The sequence below is a fragment of the Massilia consociata genome (assembly GCF_042432755.1).
In the GTDB taxonomy this organism is placed as follows: Bacteria; Pseudomonadota; Gammaproteobacteria; order Burkholderiales; family Burkholderiaceae_D; genus Telluria; species Telluria consociata.
The window spans coordinates 136,208-161,831 of the sequence record NZ_JBHLWP010000009.1; the positions used below are offsets into that span (position 1 = coordinate 136,208).

Consider the following 25,624-nt stretch of genomic DNA (forward strand, 5'->3'; position numbering starts at 1 on the left):
CCCGGGGATCCGGGCCATTTTTCTTTGCGTGCGGCTTGTGCGCGCTTCGCGGGAGCTTGCCGGCCCCGGCTTCAGACGTGGGCCAGGTCGTGCTGGCGGATGGCGTCGTCCAGCCACTCGTCCACATGGCTGAAGCGGTAGCCGAGCGCACGGGCGCGCGATGTATCCAGTACCAGCGGCGCGGCGAGGTCGAAGGGCGACAGGCCCGGCCGGGCGGCTTTGCGCGCATGCGCGGTCCCGTCGAGTACCTGGGCCACGCGCGCATGCAGGTCGAAGGCCGACAGCGCGCCGTCCGCCGCCGCGTTTACCGCGCCGGTAAACGCCTGGGCGCCGGCCCAGGCCAGGAAATCCGCCGCCTCCTGCGCTTCCATGAACGACACCCTGGCTGCCGCGTTGGCGTAGTGCAGGACCCCATTGAGGCGCACCAGGTCGACGTAGTGCGCCAAGCGGCCGGTGAAATCCTCCGGGCCGCCCAGCACGTGGGCCAGGCGCACGGTGACGAGCGGCAGGCTGCCGTCGCGCACCAGGTAGGCTTCGGCCTGGACCTTGCCCGACACGTAGCTTTCGACGGCCAGCTTCGGATCGTGCCACGGGTACGCGGTGTCGATGCGCCGGGCCGCCACCTTCAGGTCGTCCTCGCGCAAGGGCCGCGCGGCGCAAGCCCGTTCCCCGAGGCGCACCTCGCGGTAGGTGTCGATCGTCGAGGTCATGACATAGCGGCCCACCTTGCCGGCGAATACGCGTACCGAGATCGCGGCGTCCAGGGGCGAATAGCACATCTGGTCGAAGACGATGTCGTAGCCGGCGTCGCGGAAGGCGTTGCGCATCGCGTGCTCGTTGCGGCGGTCGACGCGGATGCGTGCGAACTGGTCTCCATAGCGCTGGCCGAAAGGGTCGGGCGCATAGCCGCGCGTCGCGATGGTCACGCGGTGGCCCGCGCGCAGCAGGCGCTGGACCAGGAGCTTGCCGAAATAACGGGTCCCGCCGATCACCAATATATTCTTGGGCATGACTTTTCCTTGAAGGATCGAGTATATTTTCTGCAAAGCAGCAAAATTCATCAAACCAGAAAAAGTATCGATGTTGAATAAGAAAAACTTATGCAAGGAGGGGGCATGAAGCCCCTGCGCAGCCTTTCCGGCCTCATCGATTTCGACTGCGCCGCGCGCTGGGGCAGCTTCAAGCTGGCCGCACGCGAGCTGCACAAGACACCCGCCGCGGTCAGCCTGCAGGTCAAGCAGCTGGAGGAGAACGTCGGCTTTGCGCTGTTCGTGCGCCATCCGCGCCACATCGCGCTGACCGAGAAAGGGCAGGAACTGGCGATTGCGACGAGCCGCATGCTGGCCGACCTGCGGGCCAAGGTCGCTGCGCTGCAGCGCGGCGACGAGGAATCGGTTCTCCGGATCTCGACCACGCATTCGTTCGCGATCAAGTGGCTGGTGCCGCGCATGCACCGCTTCACGAAACTGTACCCGGAGCTCGACATCCGCATCGACTCCAACGATGCGCCGGTGGACCTGCAGGCCGACAGCACCGACGTGGCGATCCGCTACGGGCCGGTGCGCGAGGGCGACCCGGCGGTGCTGTTTCGCGAGCGCCTGGTGCCGGTGTACAGCCCCGAGCTGCTCTCGCCCGGCCAGGACCCGTTGACGCTGGCCGACCTGCCGCAGTACAAGCTGCTGGTGGAGCATTCGCCGGAACGCTGGCTGCAGCTGCTCAACGAGAACCGGGCGCTCAAGGGCAAGTACGACTTCTCGCGCGGCTACAGCCATTGGGGCGTGCTGGTGCAGGCGGCGGTGGCCGGGCTGGGCGTAGCGCTGGTTCCCTACGGGATCGCGTTCCAGGACATCGCCTCCGGCGCGCTGCGCCAGATCGCCTGCCGCAGCGCGCGCTTCGACAGCGGCTACAGGTTCCTGGCCAATCCGCACAAGGAGCACATGCTCAAGGTGCGGCGCTTCCGCGAGTGGATGGAGGGGGAGATGCGGGAGATGGAGGCGACGCTGGACCGGCGCTGAAGCGCCAGGCAAGGCAGACAAAAAACGGCGGCCGGTTTGAACCGGCCGCCGTTTTCATTGAAGCTGAAGGACGCTCAATGCAGAACGATCACTTCACGCCGTGCATCAGTTTCTGGATCACCGGTGCGAGCAGGAACAGCAGCACGCCGCCGCCCAGCAGCGACCAGAAGCCGAACTCGTAGCCGGTCAGTGCCGACTGCACCGACATGCCGGTTTCGCCCGAAACGTGCGAGGCGAAGATGCCCGACAGGTTGTTGCCGATACCGGTCGACAGGAACCAGCCGCCCATGCCCAGGCCCACCAGGCGGGTCGGAGCCAGCTTGGTGACCATCGACAGGCCGATCGGCGACAGGCACAGCTCACCGACCGACTGGATCACGTACACCATGAACAGGGTCCAGAACGGGATCTTGCCGTCCATGTCGATCAGTTGCGACAGCGCGTACACCAGCAGGCCGAAGGCCAGGGCGTTGAAGATGATGCCCAGGCCGAACTTGCGCGGGATCGACGGGTTGGCGTTGCGCTTGCCCAGCATGACCCAGATCGCGGCGATGATCGGCGCGCAGGCGATGATGGCCACCGAGTTCACGGACTGGAACCAGGCCACCGGGAACACCCAGCCGCCCAGGTTGCGGTCGACGATCTGGTCGGCCAGGAAGGTGAACGAGCTGCCGGCCTGCTCGAAGAAGCACCAGAACAGGATGTTGAAGAAGAAGATGATCATCATCGCGATGGTCTTGTCACGCGAGACCTTGCCTTCGCGGACGCCTTCGACGATCAGCATCAGGGCCAGGATGACGAACAGCACCGACAGCACGATCTGCAGGTTGGCCGCGCCGGCCTGCAGCAGCAGGTAGACACCCGGGATCACGACGATCGACCCGATCACCACGCCGATCAGGCGCTTCGGGCTGGCCAGTTCGCCGACCGGCGCGCCGATGCCCTGCAGTTGCTTGCGACCGAAGTAGAACCAGACGAGCGACAGCAGCATGCCGACGCCCGAGGCGTAGAACACGACCTTGTAGGCGGGCACGTCGCCGGTGTTGAACACGTGCTGGGCCAGCACCTGGGTCAGGATCGGCGACAGGAAGGCGCCGGCATTGATGCCCATGTAGAAGATGGTGAAGCCGGAATCGCGGCGGGTGTCGTGCAGCGAGTACAGCTGGCCGACCATCGCCGAGATGTTGGGCTTGAACATGCCGTTGCCGACGATGATCGTCGCCAGGCCGAGCTTGAACACGTCCTGGTCCGGGACCGCGATCATGAACAGGCCGGCGGCCATGAAGATCGCGCCGACCAGGATCGAACGCTGGTAGCCGATGACGCGGTCGGCGATGTAGCCGCCGAACACGGCGCCGGCATACACCAGCGCGAGGTAGGAACCGTAGGTCAGGTTGGCGTCTGCCTGCCCGACGCCGCTGCCGTCGTAGAACTGGGCGACGATATAGAGCACCAGGGCCCAACGAATGCCGTAGAAAGCGAAGCGCTCCCAGAATTCGGTCATGAACAACATCCACAGTGGTGCTGGATGGCCCATGATCTGCTTGAATTCCGGAAGGTCTCCCTTGGCTGAAGTAGCTGCACCGCTCATGCGGTTCCTCCCAAGTTAATTATTGAAGTAGCTGAATCGGTTGTTGTATATGGAGCGATCGGATGCCCGAAAATTCCAGTAGGCACGCATTTTAGTGTAATTCGCTCATCGCAAGCGAACTTTTTCTGGTTGTGGTATTGACGGTTCCGACCGGTGCGAGACGCCTCATGGCGCACCCTCAATCGGGGCGCAAAACCTTGCGCTTTGGCGTATATTGATAACCAGGCCAGTCCGTTTTACAGATCGAAAGGGATAATAAAACCATGACCCATGATGTAATCGATGTTCTCATTTCACCGGAAGGCCGCCTCGAAGTCCTGTCGAAAGCCGAAGTGGCCAAGCTGCTCGATACCAGCAAGGCAGGGCTGTACGATGTGTTCCGCAAATGCGCGCTTGCCGTGCTCAATTGCGGAAGCTCGATCGACGACGGCAAGGAACTGATGGAGCGTTACCGTCATTTCGACATCAACATCCTCCAGCGCGAACGCGGCATCAAGCTCGATATCCGCGGCGCGCCCGCCATCGCTTTCGTCGATGGCAAGATGATCCGCGGTATCCACGAGCACCTGTTTGCGGTGCTGCGCGATATCGTCTTCGTCCATTTCGATATCACCGAAAACCCGAAATTCGACCTGAACCGTCCGGAAGGCATCACGGACGCCGTGTTCCATATCCTGCGCAATGCGAACGTGCTGCAGCCGCAGCGTAGCCCCAACCTGGTCGTGTGCTGGGGCGGGCATTCGATCAGCCGCATCGAGTACAACTACACCAAGGAAGTCGGCTATGCGCTGGGGCTGCGCGAGCTCGATATCTGCACCGGTTGCGGCCCGGGCGCCATGAAGGGCCCGATGAAGGGCGCCGCGATCGGCCATTCCAAGCAGCGCATCGCCGGCGGGCGTTATCTCGGCATTTCCGAGCCCGGCATCATCGCGGCCGAGTCGCCGAACCCGATCGTCAACGACCTGGTCATCATGCCGGACATCGAAAAGCGCCTGGAAGCCTTCGTGCGGACCGGCCATGGCATCGTCGTGTTCCCGGGGGGCGCCGGCACCGCCGAGGAAATCCTGTATATCCTGGGCATCCTGCTGCATCCGGACAATGCCGAAATGCCGTTCCCGCTGATCTTCACCGGCCCGGCCACGGCGCGCGAGTATTTCGACCAGATCGACCATTTCATCGGCCTGACGCTCGGCGAGGCCGCCCAGCGCCGCTACAAGATCATCATCGACGATCCGGAAGCGGTGGCCAAGGAGATGTCCGCCGGGATCGCGGCGGTGCGCGCATTCCGCAAGGCGCACAGCGACGCTTATTACTTCAACTGGCGCCTGAAGATCGATCCGGAATTCCAGAAGCCGTTCCGGCCGACGCACGAGAACATGCGCAACCTGAAGCTGCATCGCAACCAGGACGCGCACGTGCTGGCGGCAAACCTGCGGCGCGCGTTTTCGGGCATCGTGGCCGGCAACGTGAAGGAAGAGGGGATCCGGGCGATCGAGCAGCACGGCAAGTACGAGATCCAGGGCGAGAGCGCGATCATGGGCCCGATGGATGCGCTGCTGGCGTCGTTCGTGGAACAGAGCAGGATGAAGTTGCCGGGCAAGGCGTACACGCCCTGCTATACGGTGGTGCAATAAGCGGCGCCGCGAGCACCTTTATCATGAGAGCCGTCGTTCCCGCGCAGGCGGGAATGACGGGCCGGAGGTCGAGGGAACGTGGCGCTGGTTGAAGGGCGCGCCAAAGACAAAGGCGGCCGTGCGAGAGCACGGCCGCCTTTCTACATATCGGGCCGCTTCGGCGACCCGATCGCTCAGTCTTCCTTGCGCAGGTGCGGGAACAGCAGCACGTCGCGGATGTTCGGCGAATCGGTGATGATCATCATCAGGCGGTCGATGCCGATGCCGCAGCCGCCGGCCGGCGGCATGCCGTATTCCAGCGCGCGGATGTAGTCGGCGTCGTAGAACATCGCCTCCTCGTCGCCGGCGTCCTTGGCTTCCACCTGGGCCTTGAAGCGCGCGGCCTGGTCTTCCGGATCGTTCAGCTCCGAGAAGCCGTTGGCGATCTCGCGGCCCACCATGAACAGCTCGAAGCGTTCGGTGATGCCTGCGCGGGTGTCCGATGCGCGCGCCAGCGGCGACACCTCGACCGGATAGTCGATGATGTAGGTCGGCTCCCAGAGCTGCGACTCGGCGGTCTCTTCGAACAGCGCCAGTTGCAGCGCGCCCAGGCCGGCGGTGGCGAAGGGCTTGACGCCGAACTTCAGCAGTTCCGTTTTCAGGAATGCCGGATCGTTCAGCTGTTCCATGGTGTAGCCCGGCGCGTACTTGTTGATCGCCTCGACGATGGTCAAGCGGTGGAAGGGCTTGGACAGGTCCAGCTCGCGGCCGCCGTAGGTCAGCTGGGCGTGGCCGTGCGCGTCGATCGCCGCCTGGCGGATGACGGCTTCCGTGAAGTCCATCAGCCACTTGTAGTCGGTGTAGGCCGCGTAGAACTCCATCATCGTGAATTCCGGGTTGTGGCGGATCGACACGCCTTCGTTGCGGAAGTTACGGTTGATCTCGAACACGCGGTCGAAGCCGCCGACCACCAGGCGCTTCAGGTACAGCTCGGGCGCGATGCGCAGGTACATCTGCATGTCGAGCGCGTTGTGGTGGGTGATGAAAGGCTTGGCCGCGGCGCCGCCCGGGATCGGGTGCAGCATCGGGGTCTCGACTTCCATGAAGCCGTTCTTTTCCATGAAGCGGCGGATCGACGACATCGCGGCGGTGCGCGCCTTGAAGGTGCGGCGCGTCTCTTCGTTCATGATCAGGTCGACGTAGCGCTGGCGGTACTTGGTCTCCTGGTCGGCCAGGCCGTGGAACTTGTCCGGCAGCGGGCGCAGCGACTTCGTGATCAGGCGCAGGTTCGTGACCTTGACGGTCAGTTCGTCGACCTTGGTCTTGAAGAGCAGGCCTTCCACGCCCAGGATGTCGCCCAGGTCGTAGTGGTGCAGCGCTTCCATGGTTTCAGGCGAGGTGTTGTCCAGCGTAACGTAGATCTGGATGCGGCCGTCGGCTTGCGGGCCGGAGGCGTCCTGCAGGGTCGCGAACGCGGCCTTCTTGCCGGCTTCGCGCTTGAGCATCATGCGGCCGGCCAGCACCACCGGCACCGGTTCGGCTTCGAGCTCTTCGCGGCTCTTGCCGCGGTAGGTTTCCTGCAGGTCGGCAGCCTTGTGCTGCGGGACGAAGTCGTTCGGGAAGGCGACGCCCTGCTGGCGGATCGCGGCCAGCTTGGCGCGGCGCTCGGCCATGATCTTGTTCTCGTCGGCCGCCAGCACTGGCGACTGTCCCTGGTCTTGGTTTTCCGTAGTCATGATTGGATAGCAGTTCTTATTGGCTTATTGGAACTCAGGCGAACAGCAGCCCGGCCTTGAGTTCGGAAAAGTCGCGCACGATGGCGATGACGTTGTCAAATTCGGCAAAGCTGGCGGCGGGCAGGGTCGTGGTGAGGACGATGCAGCGCATGCCTGCGCGGCGCGCCGCTTCCACGCCCAGCGGCGCGTCTTCGAACACGATGCAGTGTTCCGGCGCGACGCCGCAACGGCGCGCGGCTTCCAGGAACACGTCCGGATGCGGCTTGCCGCGCGCGACGTCCAGCGCCCCGACGATCGTGTCGAAGTGGCGGCGCAGGTCCAGGCCGTCGAGCGTGAACGCGACGTTGGCCGGTGGCGCGGCGGTGCCGACGGCCAGCTTCACGCCGTTCGCCTTCGCCTGCGCGACCAGGCAGTCGAAGCCGTGCACGGCTTGCAGATGCGGCGCGTACAGCTCGCGGTAGACCGATTCCTTCTCGTGGTTCAGCTCGGCGACGGCATCGTCATCGAGGTGTTCGCCGAGGTAGTGGCGGATGATCTCCTTGCCCTGGCGGCCGGCCGTCGTGCGGAAGAATGCGTCCGCGTCGATGGCCATGCCGCGGCGCTCGAAGAAGGTGATCCACGAGTCGGTGTGAAAGGCCATGTTGTCGACAATGGTGCCGTCCATGTCGAACACGAAGGCGCGCGGTGCGGTCGTCATCGCTGTCGTCATCGTTATTACACGCCCTGCTTGAGCGAGGCCGAGATGAAGTCGTCCAGGTCGCCGTCCAACACGTTCTTGGTGTTGCCGGTCTCGAAACCCGTGCGCAGGTCCTTGATGCGCGACTGGTCCAGCACGTACGAGCGGATCTGGTGGCCCCAGCCCACGTCGGTCTTGGAGTCTTCCAGTTTCTGTTGCTCGGCCAGGCGCTTGCGCATCTCCAGTTCGAACAGCTTGGCGCGCAGCATGTCGAAGGCCTCGGCCTTGTTGCGGTGCTGCGAGCGGTCGTTCTGGCACTGCACGACGATGCCCGACGGCGCGTGCGTCAGGCGCACCGCGGAGTCGGTCTTGTTGATGTGCTGGCCACCCGCGCCCGATGCACGGTAGGTGTCGATGCGCACGTCGGCCGGGTTGATCTCGATCTCGAACGATTCGTCGACTTCCGGATACACGAACAGCGAGGTGAACGAGGTGTGGCGGCCGTTGGCCGAGTCGAACGGCGACTTGCGCACCAGGCGGTGCACGCCGGTCTCGGTGCGCAGGTGGCCGTAGGCATACTCGCCCTCGACCTTGATGGTGGCGGTCTTGATGCCGGCGACTTCACCGTCGGACTGTTCGAGGATCTCGGCCTTGAAGCCCTTGCGTTCGCAGTAGCGCAGGTACTGGCGCAGCAGCATGGACGCCCAGTCCTGTGCCTCGGTGCCGCCGGCGCCGGCCTGGATGTCGATGAAGCAGTTGGCGTGGTCCATCGGGTTGCTGAACATGCGGCGGAATTCCATCGCCTCGATGGTCTTCTGGATCGCTTCGGCGTCGCTGCCGATCGACGCCAATGTGCCATGGTCGCCTTCTTCCCTTGCCATCTCGAACAGGTCGGATGCATCCGCCAGGTCGGCACGCGCCTTTTCGAGCGTCAGCACGACGGCCTCCAGGGCTTTCTTTTCCTTGCCGAGGTCCAGGGCCCGCTTCTGGTCGTTCCAGACGGTCGGGTCTTCCAGTTCCTGGTTGACCTGTTCTAGTTTCTCCGACTTGCGGTCGAAGTCAAAGATACCTCCGAAGTTCGGCTTCACGGCTGGTCAGGTCGTTCAGCAGGGCGGAGATGGCGTTGATGCGTTCAGCTTCCATGGTCTGGGCAGTATCGTAAGTTGGTTGAATCGAACCTTCGATTATACCCCAGGACGGCATGGAGACGGCAGCCATGGCGTCTTCGCTTGCCCCGCGGCATGGCGCTGCCGTATCATCGCGCGATTCCACTGCCGCTTCGCTACCCGTACACTCCATGGCCATTCATTTGCGTTACCAGATTTGCATCGCGCTCGCTCCCGTGCTCGTCAGCGCCTCGGCGCTCGGCGCCAAGCCTTCCGCCAAGGCGCCGCAGCCCGGCACGACCGCGACGCTGGCCGTGCTGGAAACCACCGACCTGCACGCGAACGTGGTCGGTTACGACTACTACAAGCTGGTGCCCGAACCCTCGCACGGGCTGGACCGCACCGCGACCCTCATTGCCCAGGCGCGCAAGGAATTCCCGAACACGCTCCTGCTCGACAACGGCGACACGATCCAGGGCAACGCGCTGGCCGACTACCAGGCGCAGGTCAAGCCGCTGCGCTGCGACCAGACCCTGGGCATCTACAAGATCATGAACCACCTGCGCTACGACGGCGCGGCGGTGGGCAACCACGAGTTCAACTACGGCCTGGCTTTCCTGAGCCAGGTGACCGGCAGCCGCTTGCAGGTGGCTGGCGTCGAGCAGCCCAGGCGCTGCGCCGGTCCGGCCTTCCCGCTGGTGCTGGCCAACGTGTACAGCGCGAAGACGAAGAAGCCGCTGTTCAACCCGTATACGATCATCGACAAGCAGGTGAGCGCGCTGGACGCCGCCGGCAAGCCGGTGACGGCCCTGGTACGGGTCGGCATCATCGGCTTTACCCCGCCGACGATCATGTCGTGGGACAAGCGCCACCTGGAAGGCCGCGTCTACACCGAGGGCGTGCGCGAGGCGGCGCTCAAGTACGTGCCGGAGATGCGCCGCAAGGGCGCCGACCTGGTTGTCGCGATCTCACACGGCGGCCTCGATACCAGTCCCTACACGCCTTCGATGGAAAACGCCAGCTGGCACCTGGCGCAGGTCCCGGGCATCGACGCGATGCTGCTGGGGCACTCGCACCAGTTGTTCCCGAATGCGGCCAGCACCGTCCCGCAATTCAACCTGCCGGGCGTGGACAAGGCGAAGGGCCTGGTGCACGGCGTGCCGACCGTGATGGCCAATTTGTGGGGCAAGCACCTGGGCGTCATCCAGCTGCACCTGAAACACGACGGCAAGCGCTGGATGGTCGAGCAGGACAAGACCGTCGTCCAGGCACGGGCGGCCCAGACGGGCGATAAGGCATTCGTCGACGCCGACCCGGCCGTGCTGGACCTGGTGCGGGAAGAGCACGAGGCGACGATCCGCTACGTGCAGACGCCGGTGGGTTCCACCGACTTTCGCATGTCGAGCTATTTCGCCGACGTGGGCGACGTGTCGGCGATCCAGGTGGTGAACCAGGCGCAGGCGGATTACGTGGCGAAATACGTTGCCGCCAACCTGCCGCAGTACCGGCACCTGCCGGTGCTGTCGGTATCGGCCCCGTTCAAGAGCGGCATGGCCGGCCCCGGCGACTTCACGGACGTGCAGCCGGGCGACCTGGCGCTGAACAATGCGGCCGACCTCTACCTGTACCCGAATGCGTTGCACGCGGTGAAGGTGGACGGCGCCCAGCTCAAGGCCTGGCTGGAGAAGGCGGCGCAGCGCTTCAATACGATCGATCCGCGCAAGACCGAAGCGCAGGCGCTGGTCAATCCGGCGGTGCCGAGCTATAACTTCGACACCATCACCTCGCCCGAGGTGTCGTACGAGATCGACGTGACGCGCGCACCGGGCGAGCGTATCCGCAACCTGGCGTGGCGCGGCAAGCCGGTGGCGGCGCAGCAGGAATTCCTGGTGGCGACCAACAACTACCGCGCCGGCGGCGGGGGCAACTTCCCGGCGCTGGACGGCAGCCGCACCGTCATCGCCTCGCCCGACAACAACCGCGACATCCTGATCGGCTACGTGCGCGGCGCCAGGCTCACCCGCGCGGCCAACGGGTCGGCGCGCAGCTGGCGCTTCGCAAGGGTGGCGACGGCCGGGCCGGTGGTGTTCCATTCGGCCCCTGGGCTAGCCGGACTGGCGCACGAGGCGGGCCTGTACAACGTCACCCAGCTGGCGGCCGACGACGGGCGCGGCAAGGGGACGGCGCTGTACGCGGTGGACCTGTCGAAATGAAGCGGGTCCTGGCAGCGGTCCTGGCCGCATTCATGCTCGCCCAGCCGGTCGCCGCCCAGCACGGGGACGAGGCCGATGTCGCGTACCGGCGCGGCCTGAGCCACAAGAACGGCGGCGACGCCGGCCTGGCGGCGCACTGGCTGGGCGTGGCGGCCGCGCGCGGCATGCCGGAAGCGATGTTCATGCTGGCGAACATGCTGCTGGACGGGGATGGCGTGCCGCGCGACGAGGCGGCCGCGCGCACCTGGCTGGAAGCGGCGGCCGAGCTGGATTATCCGGAGGCCTGGCAGCAGCTGGGCATGCTGGAAAAGGATCCGCAAAAGGCGGCGCAATACATGCGCCGTGCGGCGCATGCGTTGACGCACCGGGGGGAAGGCAAGCGTTAGCGGTACGCCTGCAGGAATTGGGCTCCCGCCTGCGCAGGAGCGACGGTCTTGGGCTACAGGCCGGGGCGACGCCGCAGCGGCTCGACGCATCGAATGATCATCAACGTCGTTCCGGCGAAGGCCGGAACCCAGGTTCGCCGAACAGACGCAGACGTGATCAATGCAGCCGCTTCTTTTCCGGCTGCACCAGCACGAACGGACTCACCACCGACGCCCACAGCGTCGCATCCGATGCAAGCCAGGTCTGCGCCTGCACGTCGCTGACCTTGGCCACCGTTCCCGCCGCCATCCACTTCGCCACGCTGGCCTTGTCGTCGTGCGCAATGCGCAGGGCGACGTCGATCAGGTCCAGTTCCTCGCTCACGTAGATCACCGAGCCGCTCGCGAAGTGGCGGTCCAGCTCGCTCCATTTGATGCGGCCGGTCTCGCGGTTGATCTTGTCGTGCAGTTCGGTGTCTTTTTCTGGATTCGTCTTCATACGCTTTGCTTCCGCTTTACATCTTCAAAGGATCTCGACCGCCGGTTGCGGCGAGCCCGCCCATGTTAACCGATAGGTCTTGTCCTTGCGCACATTGCCCACGAGTGCGGGGCGGAAGCAGGCGATGCAGGTGCCGCCGGGATGCCGCACGCTCGGGTAGATGATGCCCATCGAGTTACGTTCCAGGAGTTCGGCGGCCAGGGCCTGCGAAGCGACGTAGCTGTCCGGGTCGAGGCAGTCCTTGTACGCCTCGATGCCGCGCAGGTCGTGGAACGCGGCGCTGAAGTCCGCCAGCAGCGACTGGTAGGTGACGCTGTCGTCGAAGCGCTGGATTTCCGCATACTCGACGGTCTTGTGGAAGATCACTTCCGCCAGGGCCGTCTCGGGCGCGAAGGCGCAGTACCAGGCGCCGCGTTCGCCGTCGTTGAAGCGGCTGCCTTCCGGCCGGGCATAGGTGAAGGCGGCGTTGATGATGCGAAAGTTCGGCACGCCGAACACCAGTTCGTCCATCCCGATGCCGGGCAGCAGGCCGGACTCGCCACGCAGGCGCTCGTTGGTGGCGTTGTCGAGGTCGAACAGGTCGCGCAGGACGGCGTCGCTGTCTGCCAGCGGGGCGAGCACGGAATCCTCGACGTCGGCGAAGCGCGACGGGATCAGGCGGCAGGTGTCGTTCTGGCGCAACTGGGTGAGTTTATGAACTACGTGCAAGATCAGAGGCCTCCGCGGCGCGCATCGAGCAGCTTGCGGACCGTCTGCATGGCAATCAGGCCGCCGCCCAGCATGTAGGCGAGCGGTGTGCGGCCGCCGAAGATCAGGTTGGTGTTGGGCAGGTGCACCCATTCGTCGGCGAGCTTGTCGCCGTACAGGATGTGCAGGGCCTTGTAGATGCCGAGCAGGTAGGAGATGCGCGTGATGCGGTCCACCTCCAGTACCCGGTCCGGGTTTTTCTTCCAGTCGTAGTAGGACGACGACGACATGCCGCCGAGCAGTTCGCGCGCATCGTCGTCGCGTACCTGCCAGGCAGCCGCGAGCTTGAAGAAGCCCATCAGCGCCGAGCGCGACAGGCGCTCGCGCTCGGCGCGGGAATTCAGGTCGACCAGAACCGCGGGTTCGAATCGGCTCTTGGGGTAGGAGTAGGCTAGACTCATGGTGTCCTCCATCAATGGACTCTTTATACTCCAATTCCGGAGTCCCTGCAACTACCGGTTGTCAAGAGAAAGCGCCCATGACAGAATTATTATCATTGCCATTTAGAAAGGTCTAGGAGAGGTCTTCGATGCGCCTGCGTTCGCTTTCTCTTCTTTCTGCCTGCCTGTTGCTGGCGGCACTGGGCGGCACCGCCACCACGGGCGCCAGTGCGCGCGACGGCAACAGCGAGCTCAGGCGGCAGGTCATGGCATCCGAGCGGGCTTTCGCCGCAACCATGAAGGCACGGGATTTCGAGGGCTTCACCCGCTTCCTGGCGGAGGAGGCGATCTTCCTGTCCGACGGTGGCAAGCTGCGCGGCAAGGCGGCGATCGCCAGGGGCTGGCGCCAGTACTACGACAAGCCGCAGGCGCCGTGCTCGTGGGAGCCGGACGAGGTGGAGGTGGTGGCGTCGGGCACGCTGGCCTACAGCGGCGGGCCGATCTACAACGCCGCGGGACAGCGCATCGGCCGCTTCAATTCGGTCTGGCGCCTGAAGGCGCCGGGGCAGTGGGAAGTGGTGTTCGACCGCGGGTCGGATTTCGCCCCGCCGCAGCCGACGAAGTGAGCCAGGGAGCGGCCAGGCCTGCCGTATTCAACAACTCGTTCCACGAACCGGTCGCGTGCATTCATGTGCGATCTGAACGCGCGGTCGGCGCAGCCGACCACCCTTGTATCTACGCCGGCTCGGCGTGCTCGACCAGCAGCTGGACCTTGGTGACGCCGTTGTATTCGTTGGCATCGAGCCGGAACGCGACGCGCGCGCGCTCCGGCAGGCTGTCGGTATGCCCGAACCAGATCGCGTCGTAGCGCCGCCCGTTCTTCTCCAGCAGCAGCTTGAGGTGCCGCTCCTTCAGGATGCGCTGGCTTACCACGCGGAACTCGTCGCAGAACACCGGCGGGGCGAAGCCCTGGCCCCAGACCTGCTCGTCCATGGTTTCGATGAACTGGGTCGAGTAGAACTCGTCCTCGAGCGGCCCGTCGGTCTCGACGATGCGCTCCAGCTGCGCCTCGGTCAGCCAGGCGCGCCCCACGGCCTCGAAGGCCTCGCAGAAGGTGGTGAAATGGTCGGCGCGGATCGTCAGGCCGGCCGCCATCGCGTGGCCGCCGAACTTGTCGATCAGCCCCGGCACGCGCTTGGACACCAGGTCGAGCGCGTCGCGCAGGTGAAAGCCCGGAATCGAGCGGCCCGACCCCTTGATCCAGCCGTCGCCGGCAGGCGCGAAGGTGATCGTCGGCCGGAAGAACTTTTCCTTCAGGCGCGAGGCCACGATGCCGATCACGCCCTGGTGCCAGCCGTCGTCGAACACGGCGATCGTGCTGCTGCCCGAGGGTTCGAAGCTGTCCAGGTGCAGCAGGGCGGTGTCCTGCATCTCGGCCTCGATCTCGCGGCGCTTGAGGTTGATCTCGTTGAGCTGCTGGGCAATCGCCCAGGCCCGGCCCGGGTCGTCGGTGACAAGGCATTCGATCCCGAGCGACATGTCTTCCAGCCGGCCGGCGGCGTTCAGGCGCGGCCCGACCGCGAAGCCGAGGTCGAACGGCGACGCGCAGCGCGCTTCGCGGCCCGCCACCCGGAACAGCGCCGCCACCCCGGCATGCATGCGGCCCGCGCGCATGCGCTTGAGGCCCTGCGCCACCAGGATGCGGTTGTTGCAGTCCAGCCGCACCACGTCGGCCACGGTGCCCAGGGCGACCAGGTCGAGCAGGCTGTCCAGCTTGGGTTGCGACTGGGCGTCGAACACCCCGCGCTTGCGCAACTCGGCGCGCAGCGCCAGCAGCACGTAGAACACCACGCCCACCCCGGCCAGGTGCTTGCTCGGGAAGCCGCACTCGGGCTGGTTCGGGTTGACGATCACGCGCGCCGGCGGCAGCGCGTCGCCCGGCAGGTGGTGGTCGGTGACGACCACTTCGATGCCGCGGCGGTTCGCCTCGAGCACGCCGTCGATGCTGGCGATGCCGTTGTCGACCGTGATGATGATGTCCGGCGCTTTTTCCCGCGCCGTCAGTTCGACGATCTCGGGCGTCAGGCCGTAGCCGTACTCGAAGCGGTTCGGCACGATGTAGTCGACCCGGGCGCCCATCATGCGCAGGCCGCGCAGGGCGACCGCGCAGGCGGTGGCGCCGTCGCAGTCGTAGTCGGCGACGATGGTCATTTTCTTGCCGGCTGCGATGGCATCGGCCAGGAACACGGCGGCCGCGTCGATGTGGCGCAGGGCGCTCGGCGGCACCAGGGCGGCCAGTTCGCTCGAGAGCTCGCGCGGGTCGGTCAGGCCGCGCGCGGCGTAGATGCGCGCGAGCACAGGATGGACCCCGCCCTGGCGCAGCAGCTCGGAGGTGCGGAATGGGCAGGGGCGCGTGGTGATACGCGTCGTGGTGCGGGTAGTGATGCTCAAAGTGTTACTCACGTTGTGACTCAAGCGAGTCGTTCCAGGGTCGGCCGGCGCCAGAACTTGCGCTGCGCCATGGCGCTCGTGGTGAATTCGGCAAGGTCTTCGCGGCTGCTCAGGACCAGGCGCAGCTGTTTCACGCGGCCTTGCACCAGCGCCGCGTGCAGCGGCGCGAACAGTTGCTGTTCCAGGTGCTGCACGCGCATCATCCAGCTGCCCCAGTCGGCGGCGATCGCCGACTCGGCCAGGCTGCCGACGATGACGGTTCCGTCCTGGCCGAGCAGGCCATCCAGCCCGTCCAGTTCGTCGAGCGAAGCGTAGGTTTGGTCGGACAGGCCGGAAATCCAGCCCGGCACCTCGATGCCGGCGATGCGCCGGGTGGCGCGCTTGTCGGCGCCGGAGGCGGCGCCCCATAGCCAGAATGCATTCACGGCCGGCTGGCGGCGTGCTTCGCGCGCGGCGTTCACCGGGTGGGTATGCCACGCCATCTGCACCTCGTTCTGCAGCCTGCGGTAGGGCAGGGCCTGCTTCCCGCGCGGCACGAAGTCGGTCAGGTCCATCCCCACGACCGTGTCGGGGGTGGCGGTGTCGATGCCGGCCCAGTCGCCGGCGCGCAGGAACCAGGTCTGGGCGTCGCCATACAGGAGCGGATGGCCGATCTCGTCGCACAGTTGGCGGGCGGCCTCGTACAGGGCGCGGCTGTCTTCGCCGGACAGGTCCAGGTGGCGCAGGTCGGCCATCATCGAGTGGCTGCGCGCGATCTGGACATGCGACGGGTTGACGATGAACCAGGTGCCGTCCGCCGGGTCGAGGCCGAAACCGCGCATCGCGGCGGCGGCAAAGGCCGGCCGGCCGTCCGCGGCGAGGCCGAGTTCGCGCGCCAGCCATTGTTCATGTGGCAAGGCACGGCCGTTGTCGGGCGTCGGGGCGCGTTCGTGCGCGCCCGTGCGCGACAGCAGCGAGGCCAGTGCCGGGGTCTGCAGGGCGCGCACCAGGTCGGGCGCGAATTCGGGGAGCGGGAGCAGGTAGGGCAGGACGAGCGTAATGTGTGACATCCCATCATTTTAGGGCAAATACCGGGTGCGCGAACGGTCGTGCGCCACCACCGTCCCGCATCCGGCACATGCGGACGCAGGTTTTGCGACACAAAGCGCCGATGTCTGGCAAACTGTTGGGTTGGCAAACTAATAATAGCGATAGACAGCTATACACAGGAATTCATGAGCATCACCCACAAGCTGCCCTATGAATGGCAGGTCGGCCTGCGCTACACGCGCGCGGGCAAGCGCAGCGGACGCAACAGCTTCATTTCCTTCATTTCGATGGCGTCGGTGGCAGGGATCGCCCTCGGCGTGGCCGCCCTGATCGTGGTGCTGTCGGTGATGAACGGCTTCCAGAAGGAAGTCACGGCACGCATGCTGTCGGTGCTGGCCCATGTGGAGGTGTTCGACGTGCGCGGCGAGATGCCCGGCTGGCGCAGCGCGAGCGCGGAGGCCTTGCGGCATCCGGAAGTGCGCGCCGCCGCGCCGTTCGTGGAAACCCAGGCCATGCTGCTGAGCGACGGCGTGATGAAGCCGGTGCTGCTGCGCGGGGTCGCCCCGGAGCAGGAAGCGAAGGTATCGGATGTGGGCAAGCAGATGCGCGAAGGGCGCTTCGACGCGCTGCAGCCGGGCAGCTACAACATCGTGATCGGGCGCGCGCTGGCGAAGTCGCTCGACGTCGCCGTGGGCGACCGCATCACCCTGCTGATGGCCTCTGGCGGGGTGCCGGGCCAGGACGCCGCGGCGGGAGCGGATGCGGGCGCCGTCGCCAATACGATGCCGCGTACCCGTCCCCTGACCGTGGCCGGCATCTTCGAGGCGGGCCATTTCGAGTTCGACTCCTCGCTGGCGTTTACCAGCATTGACGACGCCCAGCAGCTGACCGGCATGCAGGCCCCGAGCGGCCTGCGCCTGCGCCTGGGCGACATGCACCAGGCCCCGCGCGTGGCGGCCGAGCTCCAGCAGGGCATGACGGGCGAGCTGTTCGTGCGCGACTGGTCGAAGGTCAACGCTGTGTGGTTCGCGGCCGTGCAGTCGCAGAAGCGGATGATGTTCATCATCCTGACCATGATCGTCGCGGTGGCCGCCTTCAACCTGGTCTCGACCCTGGTGATGACGGTGCGCGACAAGCAGGCCGACATCGCCATCCTGCGCACGATCGGCGCCTCGCCGCGCTCGATCATGAAGATCTTCATGGTGCAGGGCACCCTGGTGGGCCTGCTGGGGGCGGCGCTCGGGGTGCTGTTGGGCGTGCTGGTGGCCCTGAACATCGACGTCATCATCCCCTTCATGGAACGCAGCTTCGGCGTGCAGTTCCTGTCGGAGGAGGTGTACCTGATCAGCGAAATTCCTTCCGAGCTGCGCTGGGGCGACGTCGGCTGGATCGGCGGCGTGGCCGTGCTGCTATCCTTTGTCGCCACCCTCTACCCGAGCTGGTCGGCCTCGCGGGTGAAGCCGGCCGAGGCGCTGCGCTATGAATAAGCGGCACAATATGAAAATGGCACGGGTCGATTCAATTGTGACAATCCCCGCCACGGATGAGCTTTGTATGGCACACTGCGGCCCTGAATTCGCCCGACGGAGACCATGAGCATCATCCAGAATTTGCCGTATGAGTGGCTGGTTGGCCTGCGCTACACGCGCGCCGGCAAACGCAGCGGCCGCAACAGCTTCATTTCCTTCATTTCCCTGATCTCCGTGTCGGGCATCGCACTGGGCGTGGCGGCCCTGATCATCGTGCTGTCGGTGATGAACGGTTTCCAGAAGGAGGTCACCGACCGCATGCTGTCGGTGCTGGCCCACATCGAGGTGTTCGACCCGCGCGGCAGCATGCCGGACTGGCGCGACGCCGGGAAGGCGGCCGCGCGCAACCCGGCCGTGCGCGGCGCGGCTCCCTTCGTCGAGACCCAGGGCATGCTGGTCGGCCAGGGCGTCATGCGCCCCTCCGTCATCCGCGGCGTGCTGCCCGGCGAGGAGCACGAGGTGTCGGACGTCGCCCGGCAGGTCCGGCTGGGCAGTTTCGACGCCCTGCAGCCCGGCTCCTTCAACATCGTGCTCGGCTATGCCCTGGCGCGCTCGCTCAACGTCGGCATCGGCGACAAGGTCACGATGCTGCTGGCCCAAGGACAGGTGACGCCGGCGGGCCTGCTGCCGCGCTCGCGCAGCTTCAGGGTGGTGGGCATCTTCGAGGCCGGCCACTTCGATTTCGACGCGGCCCTGTCGTTCGTGCACATCGAGGATGCACAGCGCATGGAGCGGCTGGACGCGCCCATGGGCCTGCGCCTGCGCATCGCCGACATGTACGAGGCGCCGCAGGTGGCCGCCGAGCTGCAGAAGTCGATGCCGGGTAATCTCACCATGCGCGACTGGTCGAAGCTGAACGCGAACTGGTTCGCCGCCGTGCAGACCGAAAAGAAGATGATGTTCATCATCCTCACCCTGATCATCGCGGTGGCGGCCTTCAACCTGGTGTCCACGCTGGTGATGACCGTGACCGACAAGCAGGCCGACATCGCCATCCTGCGCACCCTGGGCGCGTCGCCGCCGTCGATCATGAAGATCTTCATGGTCCAGGGCGCGCTGGTGGGCGTGCTCGGCACGTTGCTGGGCGTGGGCGGCGGGGTGGCGGTGGCCCTGAACATCGATGTGATCGTCCCGTTTATCGAAGGTTTGTTGGGAGTGCAGTTGTTGTCGAAAGATATCTACCTGATCAGCGCCGTGCCGTCCGACCTGCGCTGGCCGGACGTGTTCAAGATCGGCGGCGTGTCCGTGCTGCTGGCGTTTGCGGCGACCCTCTACCCGAGCTGGGCGGCCTCGCGCGTGAAACCGGCGGAGGCCCTGCGGTATGAATGATGTAAAGCGGAATAATGCAATGAACCCAAGTGTGAACGACGGCGGCGCGCCGGTCCTGTCCTGCCGCGGCCTGGGCAAGACCTTCAAGCAGGGCGACTACACCGTGCAGGTCCTGGACGGCATCGATTTCGCCATCCACCGGGGCGAGCGCGTCGCCATCGTCGGCGCCTCGGGCTCCGGCAAGTCGACGCTGCTGCACCTGCTGGGCGGGCTGGACACGCCGTCCACCGGTTCCGTGACCCTGCTGGACGAAGACTTCGCCGCCCTGTCCGAGACGCGCCGCGGCGAGCTGCGCAACTCCTCGCTCGGCTTCGTGTACCAGTTCCACCACCTGCTGCCCGAATTCTCCGCCCTCGACAACGTCATGATGCCCCTGATGATCCGGCGCGAGAAGCGCGAGGCGGCGCTGCAGAAGGCCGAGGCGATCCTGGGGCGCGTGGGCCTGGGCAAGCGCGTCGTGCACCGTCCGGGCGAACTGTCCGGCGGCGAGCGCCAGCGCGTGGCCCTGGCGCGCGCGCTGGTGACCCAGCCGGCCTGCGTGCTGGCCGACGAGCCGACCGGGAACCTCGACCACAGCACGGCGCAGACCATCTTCGACCTGATGCTGGAGCTGTCGCGCACGCTGGGCACCGCCTTCGTCATCGTCACCCACGACATGGAGCTCGCGCGCCGCTGCGACCGCGTGCTGCGCCTCACCGAGCACGGCCTGCGGCCGGCGGAGGCCTGACCCATGTGGATCGACACCCACTGCCACCTCGACGCCCACGAATTCGGCGCCGGGTCGCTCGACGTGGCGGCCGAAGCCGCGCAGGCCGGGGTGTCGGCGATCGTGGCGATGGCGGTCGAACGGGGCAACTTCGGGGCTGTCGCCGAACTGGCGGCGGCCGCACCCAACGTCACCTATGCGCTCGGCATCCACCCGATCTGCATACCGCAGGCGCGGGACGAAGACCTGGCCGTGCTGCGCGCCGCCGTGGAAGCGGCGCTGGACGATCCGAACTTCGTGGGCATCGGCGAGATCGGGCTGGACTTCTTCATTCCCATGCTGTGCGAGCCGGACATGGTTGAGAAGCAGGAGCGCTTCCTGCGCGAGCAGCTGCGCATCGCGCGTGACTTCGGACTGCCGGTCATGCTGCACGTGCGGCGCTCGCAGGACCAGGTGCTCAAGCACCTGCGCCAGATCCGCCCGTCGGGCGGCATCGCCCACGCCTTCAACGGCAGCTTCCAGCAGGCGCAGAACTTCATCGACCTGGGCCTGCACCTGGGCTTCGGCGGCGCCATGACCTTCACGCGCGCGCTCCAGATCCGGCGCCTGGCCACCCAGCTGCCCCTCGAGGCGCTGGTCCTCGAGACCGATTCGCCGGACATCGCCCCGAGCTGGATCCACCCGGGCCGCAACACGCCCGACCAGCTTCCCGCGATCGGCGCCGCGCTGGCCGGGCTGCGCGGGATCGCGGTGGACGCGGTGCGCGACGCCGTCCTGCGCAACTCGCTGGCGGCGATTCCCCGGCTGGCGCGCCATCCGGCGTGCATGGCGGGACGCCCGCATCCCGCCGGCGGCACCGCTGGCTAGACACTGGCCAAACAGTCAAGTAGCAAAGTAGCGGCAGCCGAGCCGCAAGGTAGCATGCGTCCGGCATGCGGGTGCCCGCGACCGTGGCTATAAGGTTTAGTTCGTTTGTAGCGATGAGGCACGACAAGGCTTCTGCTCGGCTGTTCTGCCAATATGCACTCTTCGCTGCGGGCGCAGCCACGAGAAAAGGGAGAGGCACTTGGATAGCGCGAGCGAATTCCTGCGGATGCTGCGGCACGAGAAATCGCTGACGACCGCCCACCGGCCGATCAGGCTCCGGCTCGGCCATGCGGACCACCTCGCGGACGAACTGCTGCTGCCCCAGCGCGTCCAGGGACACGAATCGGTGTGCGGCGGCTTCGAGTACGTCGTCACCTGCGTGGCGGACACGCCGCGCCTGCCGCTCAAGGAACTCATCGCACTGCCGGCCGAACTGCAGATGGTCACCGACCGCGGCCACCTGCGCGCCATCTGCGGCATCGTCGCCGAAGCGCGCGCCGGCGACCACGACGGCGGCCTGGCCGTCTACCAACTGGTGCTGCGCGACGCGCTCGCCGTCATGGAAAAGCGCGTCAACAGCCGCGTCTTCCGCTACCAGAACGAGCTCGAGATCGTGCAGGTGCTGTTCGACGAGTGGCGCCACTCCAACAGCGTCATGGCCAGCGCCTTCGACTACGAGCTCGACCCGCTGTTCGACATGCGCCAGTTCCCGCCGCGCGAACAGACCATGCAGTACAACGAGTCCGACGCCGCTTTCGTTCGCCGCCTGCTCAAGCGGCGCGGCATCGCCTGGACCTTCCGCCCGGGACGCGCCCGTGCCGGGGCGGCCGAGGGCGAGCCGGACGACACCCCCAGCCACACCATCGTGCTGTTTTCCGACCCGGCCTCGCTGCCGGCCAGCGCCGCCGGCACCGTGCGCTACCACCGCGACCACGCCACCGAGGAGCGCGACACCATCGTGTCCTGGTGCGCCGCGCGCCGCCTGCAGCCGGGTAGCATCACGCGCCACAGCTGGGACTACCGCAATCCGCTGGGCGCCCAGTTCATGACCACCACCGCGCGCAGCATGGCCGACCAGGGCCGCAGCGGCAATGCGCTGGCGGCCACGCTGGACGACTACCTGGTCGAGATGCCGCACGCCGGCAACGACGTCGAGGACCACTGGCGCCTCGGCCAGGTACGCATGAACCGCCACGAATTCGACACCAAGTGCTTCCACGGCGAAGGCAGCGTGCGCGACCTGTGCGCCGGCGAATACTTCACCCTCGCCGGGCACCCCGAAATCGACAACCATCCCGCCGCCGAGCGCGATTTCGTCGTCACCGCGCTCTGGCTGGAAGCCGAGAACAACCTGCCGGCCGACCTGTCGGCCAGGGTCCGCCGCCTGATGGGGCCCTATGGCCCGGAGCGCGCCATGCTGGCGCCGAACGAGCATCCGGTGGGCGGCGACGGCGTGCGCGTGCGGATGCGCTTCGACGCCGTCCGCCGCGGTATCCCCCTGGTGCCCGCCTTCGACCCGCGCCTCGACCTGCCGCATCCGCAGCTGCAGAGTGCCATCGTCACCGGCCCGCCGGGCGAAGAGGTGCATTGCGACGCGCTGGGACGGGTGAAGATCCGCTTCCCGGGCATGCGGGGCGCCGACCACAAGCATGCGCACGGCGCCGGGGCGTCGGACACGCCGGCCGATTCGGCGTGGGTGCGGGTGTCGTCGAACTGGGCCGGCAACGGCCCGGGCAGCCGCCAGCAGTGCGGCACGCTCGGCCTGCCGCGCGTCGGCACCGAGGTCCTGGTGGCTTTCCTGGGCGGGGACCCGGACCGGCCGGTGATCCTCTCCCAGCTCTACAACCAGCAGGCGCAGCCGCCGGCACTCGGCGGAGAAGGCGAACTGCCAGGCAACCGCTACCTGTCGGGCCTGCGCAGCCGCGAAGTCGGCTCAGGCCGTGCAGGGCAGCTGATGTTCGACGACACGCCGCGCGAGATCGGGGTGCAGCTCGCCAGCGAGCACGGCGCTTCGGCACTGAACCTCGGCTGGCTCAGCCAGTCGCGCGTGAACGGCAAGGGTGCGCCGCGCGGCGAGGGCGCGGAACTGCGCAGCGACGAGGCGGTGGCGCTGCGCGGTGGGAAGGGCGTCCTGATCAGCGCAGGCGGCAAGGACAACGAAGCGGCGGGGCAGTTGGAGCGCGAAGGGCTGGTCGGGATTGCCGAGCTGATGCAGGGCGTGCTGGAGGAGCTGGGTCGGCTCGCGGCCGACCATGGCGAGGAGGAACAGGCCAAGCCGCGCCTGGCCGCCCTGAACGAAAAGCTGCGGCGCTGGCATGCCGGTTCCAACATGGAACCAGGCGCCGGCGACGGCGGCGCGCCGCTGGTCGCAGCGACGGGGCCGGCCGGCATCGTCCTCGGCAGCGAAGACAGCATCGCCATCGGCGCACAGCAGAAAGTCGATGTCGTGTCGGCCGGCGACGCCGAAGTGTCGGCAGGGCGCAGCCTGTTCCTGCGCGCGTCCCGCGCCCTGAGCCTGTTCGCCTACGAGCTCGGGCTGCGCCTGATCGCCGGACGCGGCAACGTGGTGGTCCAGACCCACCAGGGTGATGTCGAGATCAAGTCGTCCGGCCGCATCAGCCTGATCGCGGCTGGCGGTATCGAACTGGACGCGCCATCGGTCAAGGTGGTGGCGCAAGGCGCCCAGACCAACTGGGACGCGGGGACCATCACCCATCAGAGCAACCAGCGCCATATCGTCCGTGCCGCGACCATCGAGCACGTGCCGGGCGCCGCCGGAGCGCCGGTGGGGCTGGACCTTCCGAGTACCGAGCTGGAGACCGACGAGCGCATCGTCGTTCTCGACCGCCAGACCGGCATGCCCGCCAAAGGGCGCCGCTACATCGCGCGCCACGAGGACGGCACCACGATCCAGGGCGTGACCGACGAAGAGGGGCGCACCGAGATCCTCCATACCTACGCATTGGGCGATATCGAGATACGCCTGCTGCCCGACGACGACACCGATCCTCCTGGTGCGGGTCAGGCATGAGCGAGCCGACCCGCCCCATCCACCAGCCTACAGTCGATCGTGACGGCAGCCTGGTGGCGCATACGGTTGCCACGCCGACTTCGTTCAAGGTGCGCGCCCGCGTCACGGTCGGGTCGCGCAAGGTTATTCCGGTTATTTTCATCCCCGGTGTCATGGGCTCCAATTTGCGCGTCCGACCGGACCAGTCCGCCAAAGAAGGAGATGTGCTGAAACCCGGCGAAGCTGCGTGGCGCCCGCCAAACGGTATGTTGGAAGGTTACCGTGAAGCCCGCAAATGGGCGGCTCGCAAACCTCCTCAGCGACAGCTCATTCTCGACGCCCGGAAGCTTGAAGTCGATCCTGGCGGCGACATGGAATATCCTGCTTATGTCATTGACGAGGCAGTGGTGCGGGAGCGCGGCTGGGGAGAAGTGCATGCCGGATCCTATGGAAAACTGCTCAGTGAATTACAGCGTCACCTGGATAAGACCTACTGGCGCTCACCCCAGGGCGCACAAGAGATTCGACCGTATTGGCGCCGCGTCATGCATTTCGACCCTGCCCGTTGGGGCGTGCGGAGCATTGCGCGGATAACCGAAGCTGAGCTCGAAAAATTCGCTGGCTACCAGTATCCGGTCTATGCTTTCGGATACAACTGGCTGGAGTCCTGCGAAGAATCCGCCAAACGCCTTCGGCAGCGGATCGACCAGATCAAGGCATTCTGGACGGAGCGCAAGCATGTATGTCGCCATGTCATTCTGGTGACCCATTCGATGGGCGGATTGGTCGCGCGCGCCTGCGCGAAGCTCAGTCCGCCTGGAGACGGCAGTGCCCCCGATATTGCAGGCATCGTTCACGGCGTTATGCCGGCGCTTGGCGCGCCCGTAGCCTACCGCCGCATTGCTTGCGGGACCGAAGGCGGCAATTTCACCAACCACGTCGGTGACAATGTGAAGGCTCAAAAGTTTGCGGAGATCGCTGGTGATACCAGTGCCGAAACGACTCCCGTCATGGCATTGTCCAGTGGAGTCTTGCAGTTATTGCCCAATCATTTGTATCCACGGCCGTGGCTGACGATTAAAACCGTCAGGCAGGTGAATCGCCAGGACGAAGTCCGCGACCTGCTGGCGCTCCCGGACGGCAATCCTTACGACTTCTATCGCGATATGCAGTCGTGGTATCGCATGATCGACCCAAGCCTTGCCGATCCAGCGAAGCAATTCGTGAAACAAAAAGATGGCGTATATAAGCCTATTCTGAACGCTATTGATGAAGCAGAACGCTTTCATCGAGAAATATTGGCGGTAGGTGGTCATGGTGCCAATAAGGGGCAGCCGTATTATCACCCCAATACGTACTCGTACCATGGAACTGACCGATCATTGAAGACTTATGAAAAAATCCAATGGGTAGCCCGCGAAGATCGCCATAGTCCCGCCCCGCTCACGCGTGCGAATGTTCGCTCAGCAACGCTTTCTGCCGTCGGGGCTGACGGAGCACGTGAGGTCGATATTGAGAAAGGGTTGCGCCTGCGCTTCACGATATGGCCACAGGATGGGTATGGTGATGAAACTGTGCCAGTTCAATCGGGAGCAGGCCCTGAACCGCATGTCCGGCAAGTATTTTCGGCTGGAGGATTCCGCCATCAGGACAGCTATCAGCACCCTGACATGATCCTGCTGACACGGCATCTCATAGTCAAGATCGTTCAGGATATCCGATGAAGTGGCTTGGCGGCCGGCCAGTGCGATGGATTGCGGGG

21 protein-coding genes are annotated in these 25,624 nt (G+C 65.9%); 11 read left to right on the forward strand and 10 right to left on the reverse strand.

The annotated features are described in order from the left end of the window. Positions 1–71: 71 nt before the first annotated feature. Positions 72–1,010 (reverse strand): NAD-dependent epimerase/dehydratase family protein, encoded by a 939-nt coding sequence (locus ACFFJK_RS07660; RefSeq protein WP_379678593.1) that lies wholly within the window; start codon positions 1,008–1,010, stop codon positions 72–74. Positions 1,011–1,115: 105 nt separating this feature from the next. Here ACFFJK_RS07660 and ACFFJK_RS07665 point away from each other — a divergent pair, with 105 nt between their 5' ends. Further along, complete coding sequence (locus ACFFJK_RS07665; RefSeq protein WP_379678594.1) at positions 1,116–2,015, forward strand: LysR substrate-binding domain-containing protein; 900 nt, start codon at positions 1,116–1,118, stop codon at positions 2,013–2,015. A gap of 88 nt (positions 2,016–2,103) precedes the next feature. On the opposite strand, the gene ACFFJK_RS07670 is transcribed toward ACFFJK_RS07665, so the two are convergent. After that, positions 2,104–3,606, reverse strand: coding sequence for a peptide MFS transporter (locus ACFFJK_RS07670; RefSeq protein WP_379678595.1), 1,503 nt, complete (start codon positions 3,604–3,606; stop codon positions 2,104–2,106). Between the two features lie 263 nt (positions 3,607–3,869). Between ACFFJK_RS07670 and ppnN the strand changes: the two genes are divergently transcribed. After that, positions 3,870–5,240 carry a nucleotide 5'-monophosphate nucleosidase PpnN gene (gene ppnN, locus ACFFJK_RS07675; protein WP_379678596.1) on the forward strand — a complete coding sequence of 457 codons (1,371 nt, stop codon included), beginning with the start codon at positions 3,870–3,872 and terminating at the stop codon, positions 5,238–5,240. A 173-nt stretch (positions 5,241–5,413) separates the two neighbouring features. Here the strand turns inward: ppnN and lysS are convergent, their stop codons facing one another. The 3 genes from lysS to prfB form a co-directional block, all read right to left on the reverse strand. Further along, complete coding sequence (lysS, locus tag ACFFJK_RS07680; RefSeq protein WP_379678597.1) at positions 5,414–6,955, reverse strand: lysine--tRNA ligase; 1,542 nt, start codon at positions 6,953–6,955, stop codon at positions 5,414–5,416. Between the two features lie 34 nt (positions 6,956–6,989). Further along, on the reverse strand, positions 6,990–7,652 hold the full coding sequence (locus ACFFJK_RS07685; RefSeq protein WP_379678993.1) for an HAD family hydrolase: 663 nt from the start codon (positions 7,650–7,652) through the stop codon (positions 6,990–6,992). A gap of 17 nt (positions 7,653–7,669) precedes the next feature. After that, positions 7,670–8,774, reverse strand: a protein-coding gene (gene prfB, locus ACFFJK_RS07690) for a peptide chain release factor 2 (protein WP_379678598.1) whose coding sequence is annotated in 2 segments (ribosomal slippage) — positions 7,670–8,692 and positions 8,694–8,774 — 1,104 coding nt in all. Because the reading frame shifts where the segments join, the coding sequence is not laid out codon by codon here. 154 nt (positions 8,775–8,928) lie between these two features. Here prfB and ACFFJK_RS07695 point away from each other — a divergent pair. Further along, the gene (locus ACFFJK_RS07695) at positions 8,929–10,950 is read left to right on the forward strand and encodes a bifunctional 2',3'-cyclic-nucleotide 2'-phosphodiesterase/3'-nucleotidase (RefSeq protein ID WP_379678599.1); all 2,022 of its coding nucleotides are present in this window, start codon (positions 8,929–8,931) and stop codon (positions 10,948–10,950) included. After that, the gene (locus ACFFJK_RS07700; protein ID WP_379678600.1) at positions 10,947–11,336 is read left to right on the forward strand and encodes a tetratricopeptide repeat protein; all 390 of its coding nucleotides are present in this window, start codon (positions 10,947–10,949) and stop codon (positions 11,334–11,336) included. The genes ACFFJK_RS07695 and ACFFJK_RS07700 overlap by 4 nt, the downstream gene beginning before the upstream one ends. Positions 11,337–11,493: 157 nt before the next feature. Here the strand turns inward: ACFFJK_RS07700 and ACFFJK_RS07705 are convergent, their stop codons facing one another. From ACFFJK_RS07705 to ACFFJK_RS07715, 3 genes are read right to left on the reverse strand one after another with little or no spacing between them, the layout of a single operon-like run. Next, the gene (locus ACFFJK_RS07705) at positions 11,494–11,814 is read right to left on the reverse strand and encodes a DUF2288 domain-containing protein (protein WP_379678601.1); all 321 of its coding nucleotides are present in this window, start codon (positions 11,812–11,814) and stop codon (positions 11,494–11,496) included. Between the two features lie 24 nt (positions 11,815–11,838). Beyond that, positions 11,839–12,522 carry an RES family NAD+ phosphorylase gene (locus tag ACFFJK_RS07710; protein ID WP_379678602.1) on the reverse strand — a complete coding sequence of 228 codons (684 nt, stop codon included), beginning with the start codon at positions 12,520–12,522 and terminating at the stop codon, positions 11,839–11,841. 2 nt (positions 12,523–12,524) lie between these two features. Next, on the reverse strand, positions 12,525–12,962 hold the full coding sequence (locus ACFFJK_RS07715) for an MbcA/ParS/Xre antitoxin family protein (protein ID WP_379678603.1): 438 nt from the start codon (positions 12,960–12,962) through the stop codon (positions 12,525–12,527). Positions 12,963–13,090: 128 nt separating this feature from the next. Here ACFFJK_RS07715 and ACFFJK_RS07720 point away from each other — a divergent pair, with 128 nt between their 5' ends. After that, the gene (locus ACFFJK_RS07720; RefSeq protein WP_379678604.1) at positions 13,091–13,567 is read left to right on the forward strand and encodes a YybH family protein; all 477 of its coding nucleotides are present in this window, start codon (positions 13,091–13,093) and stop codon (positions 13,565–13,567) included. 109 nt (positions 13,568–13,676) lie between these two features. Here the strand turns inward: ACFFJK_RS07720 and recJ are convergent, their stop codons facing one another. Both recJ and ACFFJK_RS07730 read right to left on the reverse strand, forming a co-directional pair. Further along, positions 13,677–15,404, reverse strand: coding sequence for a single-stranded-DNA-specific exonuclease RecJ (gene recJ / locus ACFFJK_RS07725; protein WP_379678605.1), 1,728 nt, complete (start codon positions 15,402–15,404; stop codon positions 13,677–13,679). A gap of 8 nt (positions 15,405–15,412) precedes the next feature. Beyond that, the gene (locus ACFFJK_RS07730; protein WP_379678606.1) at positions 15,413–16,441 is read right to left on the reverse strand and encodes a hypothetical protein; all 1,029 of its coding nucleotides are present in this window, start codon (positions 16,439–16,441) and stop codon (positions 15,413–15,415) included. 165 nt (positions 16,442–16,606) lie between these two features. On the opposite strand from ACFFJK_RS07730, the gene ACFFJK_RS07735 reads away from it, so the two are divergent. From ACFFJK_RS07735 to ACFFJK_RS07760, 6 genes are all read left to right on the forward strand, one after another. After that, positions 16,607–17,908, forward strand: a complete 1,302-nt coding sequence (locus tag ACFFJK_RS07735; protein ID WP_379678607.1) for a lipoprotein-releasing ABC transporter permease subunit — start codon at positions 16,607–16,609, stop codon at positions 17,906–17,908. Between the two features lie 105 nt (positions 17,909–18,013). After that, positions 18,014–19,279, forward strand: a complete 1,266-nt coding sequence (locus tag ACFFJK_RS07740) for a lipoprotein-releasing ABC transporter permease subunit (RefSeq protein ID WP_379678608.1) — start codon at positions 18,014–18,016, stop codon at positions 19,277–19,279. Beyond that, a complete protein-coding gene (lolD, locus tag ACFFJK_RS07745) occupies positions 19,272–20,006 on the forward strand; it encodes a lipoprotein-releasing ABC transporter ATP-binding protein LolD (protein WP_379678609.1) in 735 nt (244 codons plus the stop codon). Before ACFFJK_RS07740 ends, lolD begins: the two co-directional genes overlap by 8 nt. Before the next feature lie 3 nt (positions 20,007–20,009). After that, the gene (locus ACFFJK_RS07750; RefSeq protein WP_379678610.1) at positions 20,010–20,852 is read left to right on the forward strand and encodes a TatD family hydrolase; all 843 of its coding nucleotides are present in this window, start codon (positions 20,010–20,012) and stop codon (positions 20,850–20,852) included. A 199-nt stretch (positions 20,853–21,051) separates the two neighbouring features. Next, positions 21,052–23,883, forward strand: coding sequence for a type VI secretion system Vgr family protein (locus ACFFJK_RS07755; RefSeq protein WP_379678611.1), 2,832 nt, complete (start codon positions 21,052–21,054; stop codon positions 23,881–23,883). Continuing rightward, positions 23,880–25,586 carry a Tle4 family T6SS lipase effector gene (locus tag ACFFJK_RS07760; protein ID WP_379678612.1) on the forward strand — a complete coding sequence of 569 codons (1,707 nt, stop codon included), beginning with the start codon at positions 23,880–23,882 and terminating at the stop codon, positions 25,584–25,586. Before ACFFJK_RS07755 ends, ACFFJK_RS07760 begins: the two co-directional genes overlap by 4 nt. Positions 25,587–25,624: the final 38 nt, after the last annotated feature.

What these genes read in the sequence shown, in the direction of transcription:
- ppnN (WP_379678596.1), top strand. Translation starts at nt 3,870, where the DNA reads ATGACCCATGATGTAATCGATGTTCTCATTTCACCGGAAGGCCGCCTC.
- ACFFJK_RS07665 (WP_379678594.1), top strand. Translation starts at nt 1,116, where the DNA reads ATGAAGCCCCTGCGCAGCCTTTCCGGCCTCATCGATTTCGACTGCGCC.
- ACFFJK_RS07670 (WP_379678595.1), bottom strand. Translation starts at nt 3,606, where the DNA reads ATGAGCGGTGCAGCTACTTCAGCCAAGGGAGACCTTCCGGAATTCAAG.
- lolD (WP_379678609.1), top strand. Translation starts at nt 19,272, where the DNA reads ATGAATGATGTAAAGCGGAATAATGCAATGAACCCAAGTGTGAACGAC.
- ACFFJK_RS07705 (WP_379678601.1), bottom strand. Translation starts at nt 11,814, where the DNA reads ATGAAGACGAATCCAGAAAAAGACACCGAACTGCACGACAAGATCAAC.
- ACFFJK_RS07760 (WP_379678612.1), top strand. Translation starts at nt 23,880, where the DNA reads ATGAGCGAGCCGACCCGCCCCATCCACCAGCCTACAGTCGATCGTGAC.
- ACFFJK_RS07700 (WP_379678600.1), top strand. Translation starts at nt 10,947, where the DNA reads ATGAAGCGGGTCCTGGCAGCGGTCCTGGCCGCATTCATGCTCGCCCAG.
- ACFFJK_RS07695 (WP_379678599.1), top strand. Translation starts at nt 8,929, where the DNA reads ATGGCCATTCATTTGCGTTACCAGATTTGCATCGCGCTCGCTCCCGTG.
- lysS (WP_379678597.1), bottom strand. Translation starts at nt 6,955, where the DNA reads ATGACTACGGAAAACCAAGACCAGGGACAGTCGCCAGTGCTGGCGGCC.
- ACFFJK_RS07740 (WP_379678608.1), top strand. Translation starts at nt 18,014, where the DNA reads ATGAGCATCATCCAGAATTTGCCGTATGAGTGGCTGGTTGGCCTGCGC.
- ACFFJK_RS07720 (WP_379678604.1), top strand. Translation starts at nt 13,091, where the DNA reads ATGCGCCTGCGTTCGCTTTCTCTTCTTTCTGCCTGCCTGTTGCTGGCG.
- ACFFJK_RS07715 (WP_379678603.1), bottom strand. Translation starts at nt 12,962, where the DNA reads ATGAGTCTAGCCTACTCCTACCCCAAGAGCCGATTCGAACCCGCGGTT.
- ACFFJK_RS07685 (WP_379678993.1), bottom strand. Translation starts at nt 7,652, where the DNA reads ATGACGACCGCACCGCGCGCCTTCGTGTTCGACATGGACGGCACCATT.
- ACFFJK_RS07750 (WP_379678610.1), top strand. Translation starts at nt 20,010, where the DNA reads ATGTGGATCGACACCCACTGCCACCTCGACGCCCACGAATTCGGCGCC.
- ACFFJK_RS07660 (WP_379678593.1), bottom strand. Translation starts at nt 1,010, where the DNA reads ATGCCCAAGAATATATTGGTGATCGGCGGGACCCGTTATTTCGGCAAG.
- ACFFJK_RS07730 (WP_379678606.1), bottom strand. Translation starts at nt 16,441, where the DNA reads ATGTCACACATTACGCTCGTCCTGCCCTACCTGCTCCCGCTCCCCGAA.
- ACFFJK_RS07735 (WP_379678607.1), top strand. Translation starts at nt 16,607, where the DNA reads ATGAGCATCACCCACAAGCTGCCCTATGAATGGCAGGTCGGCCTGCGC.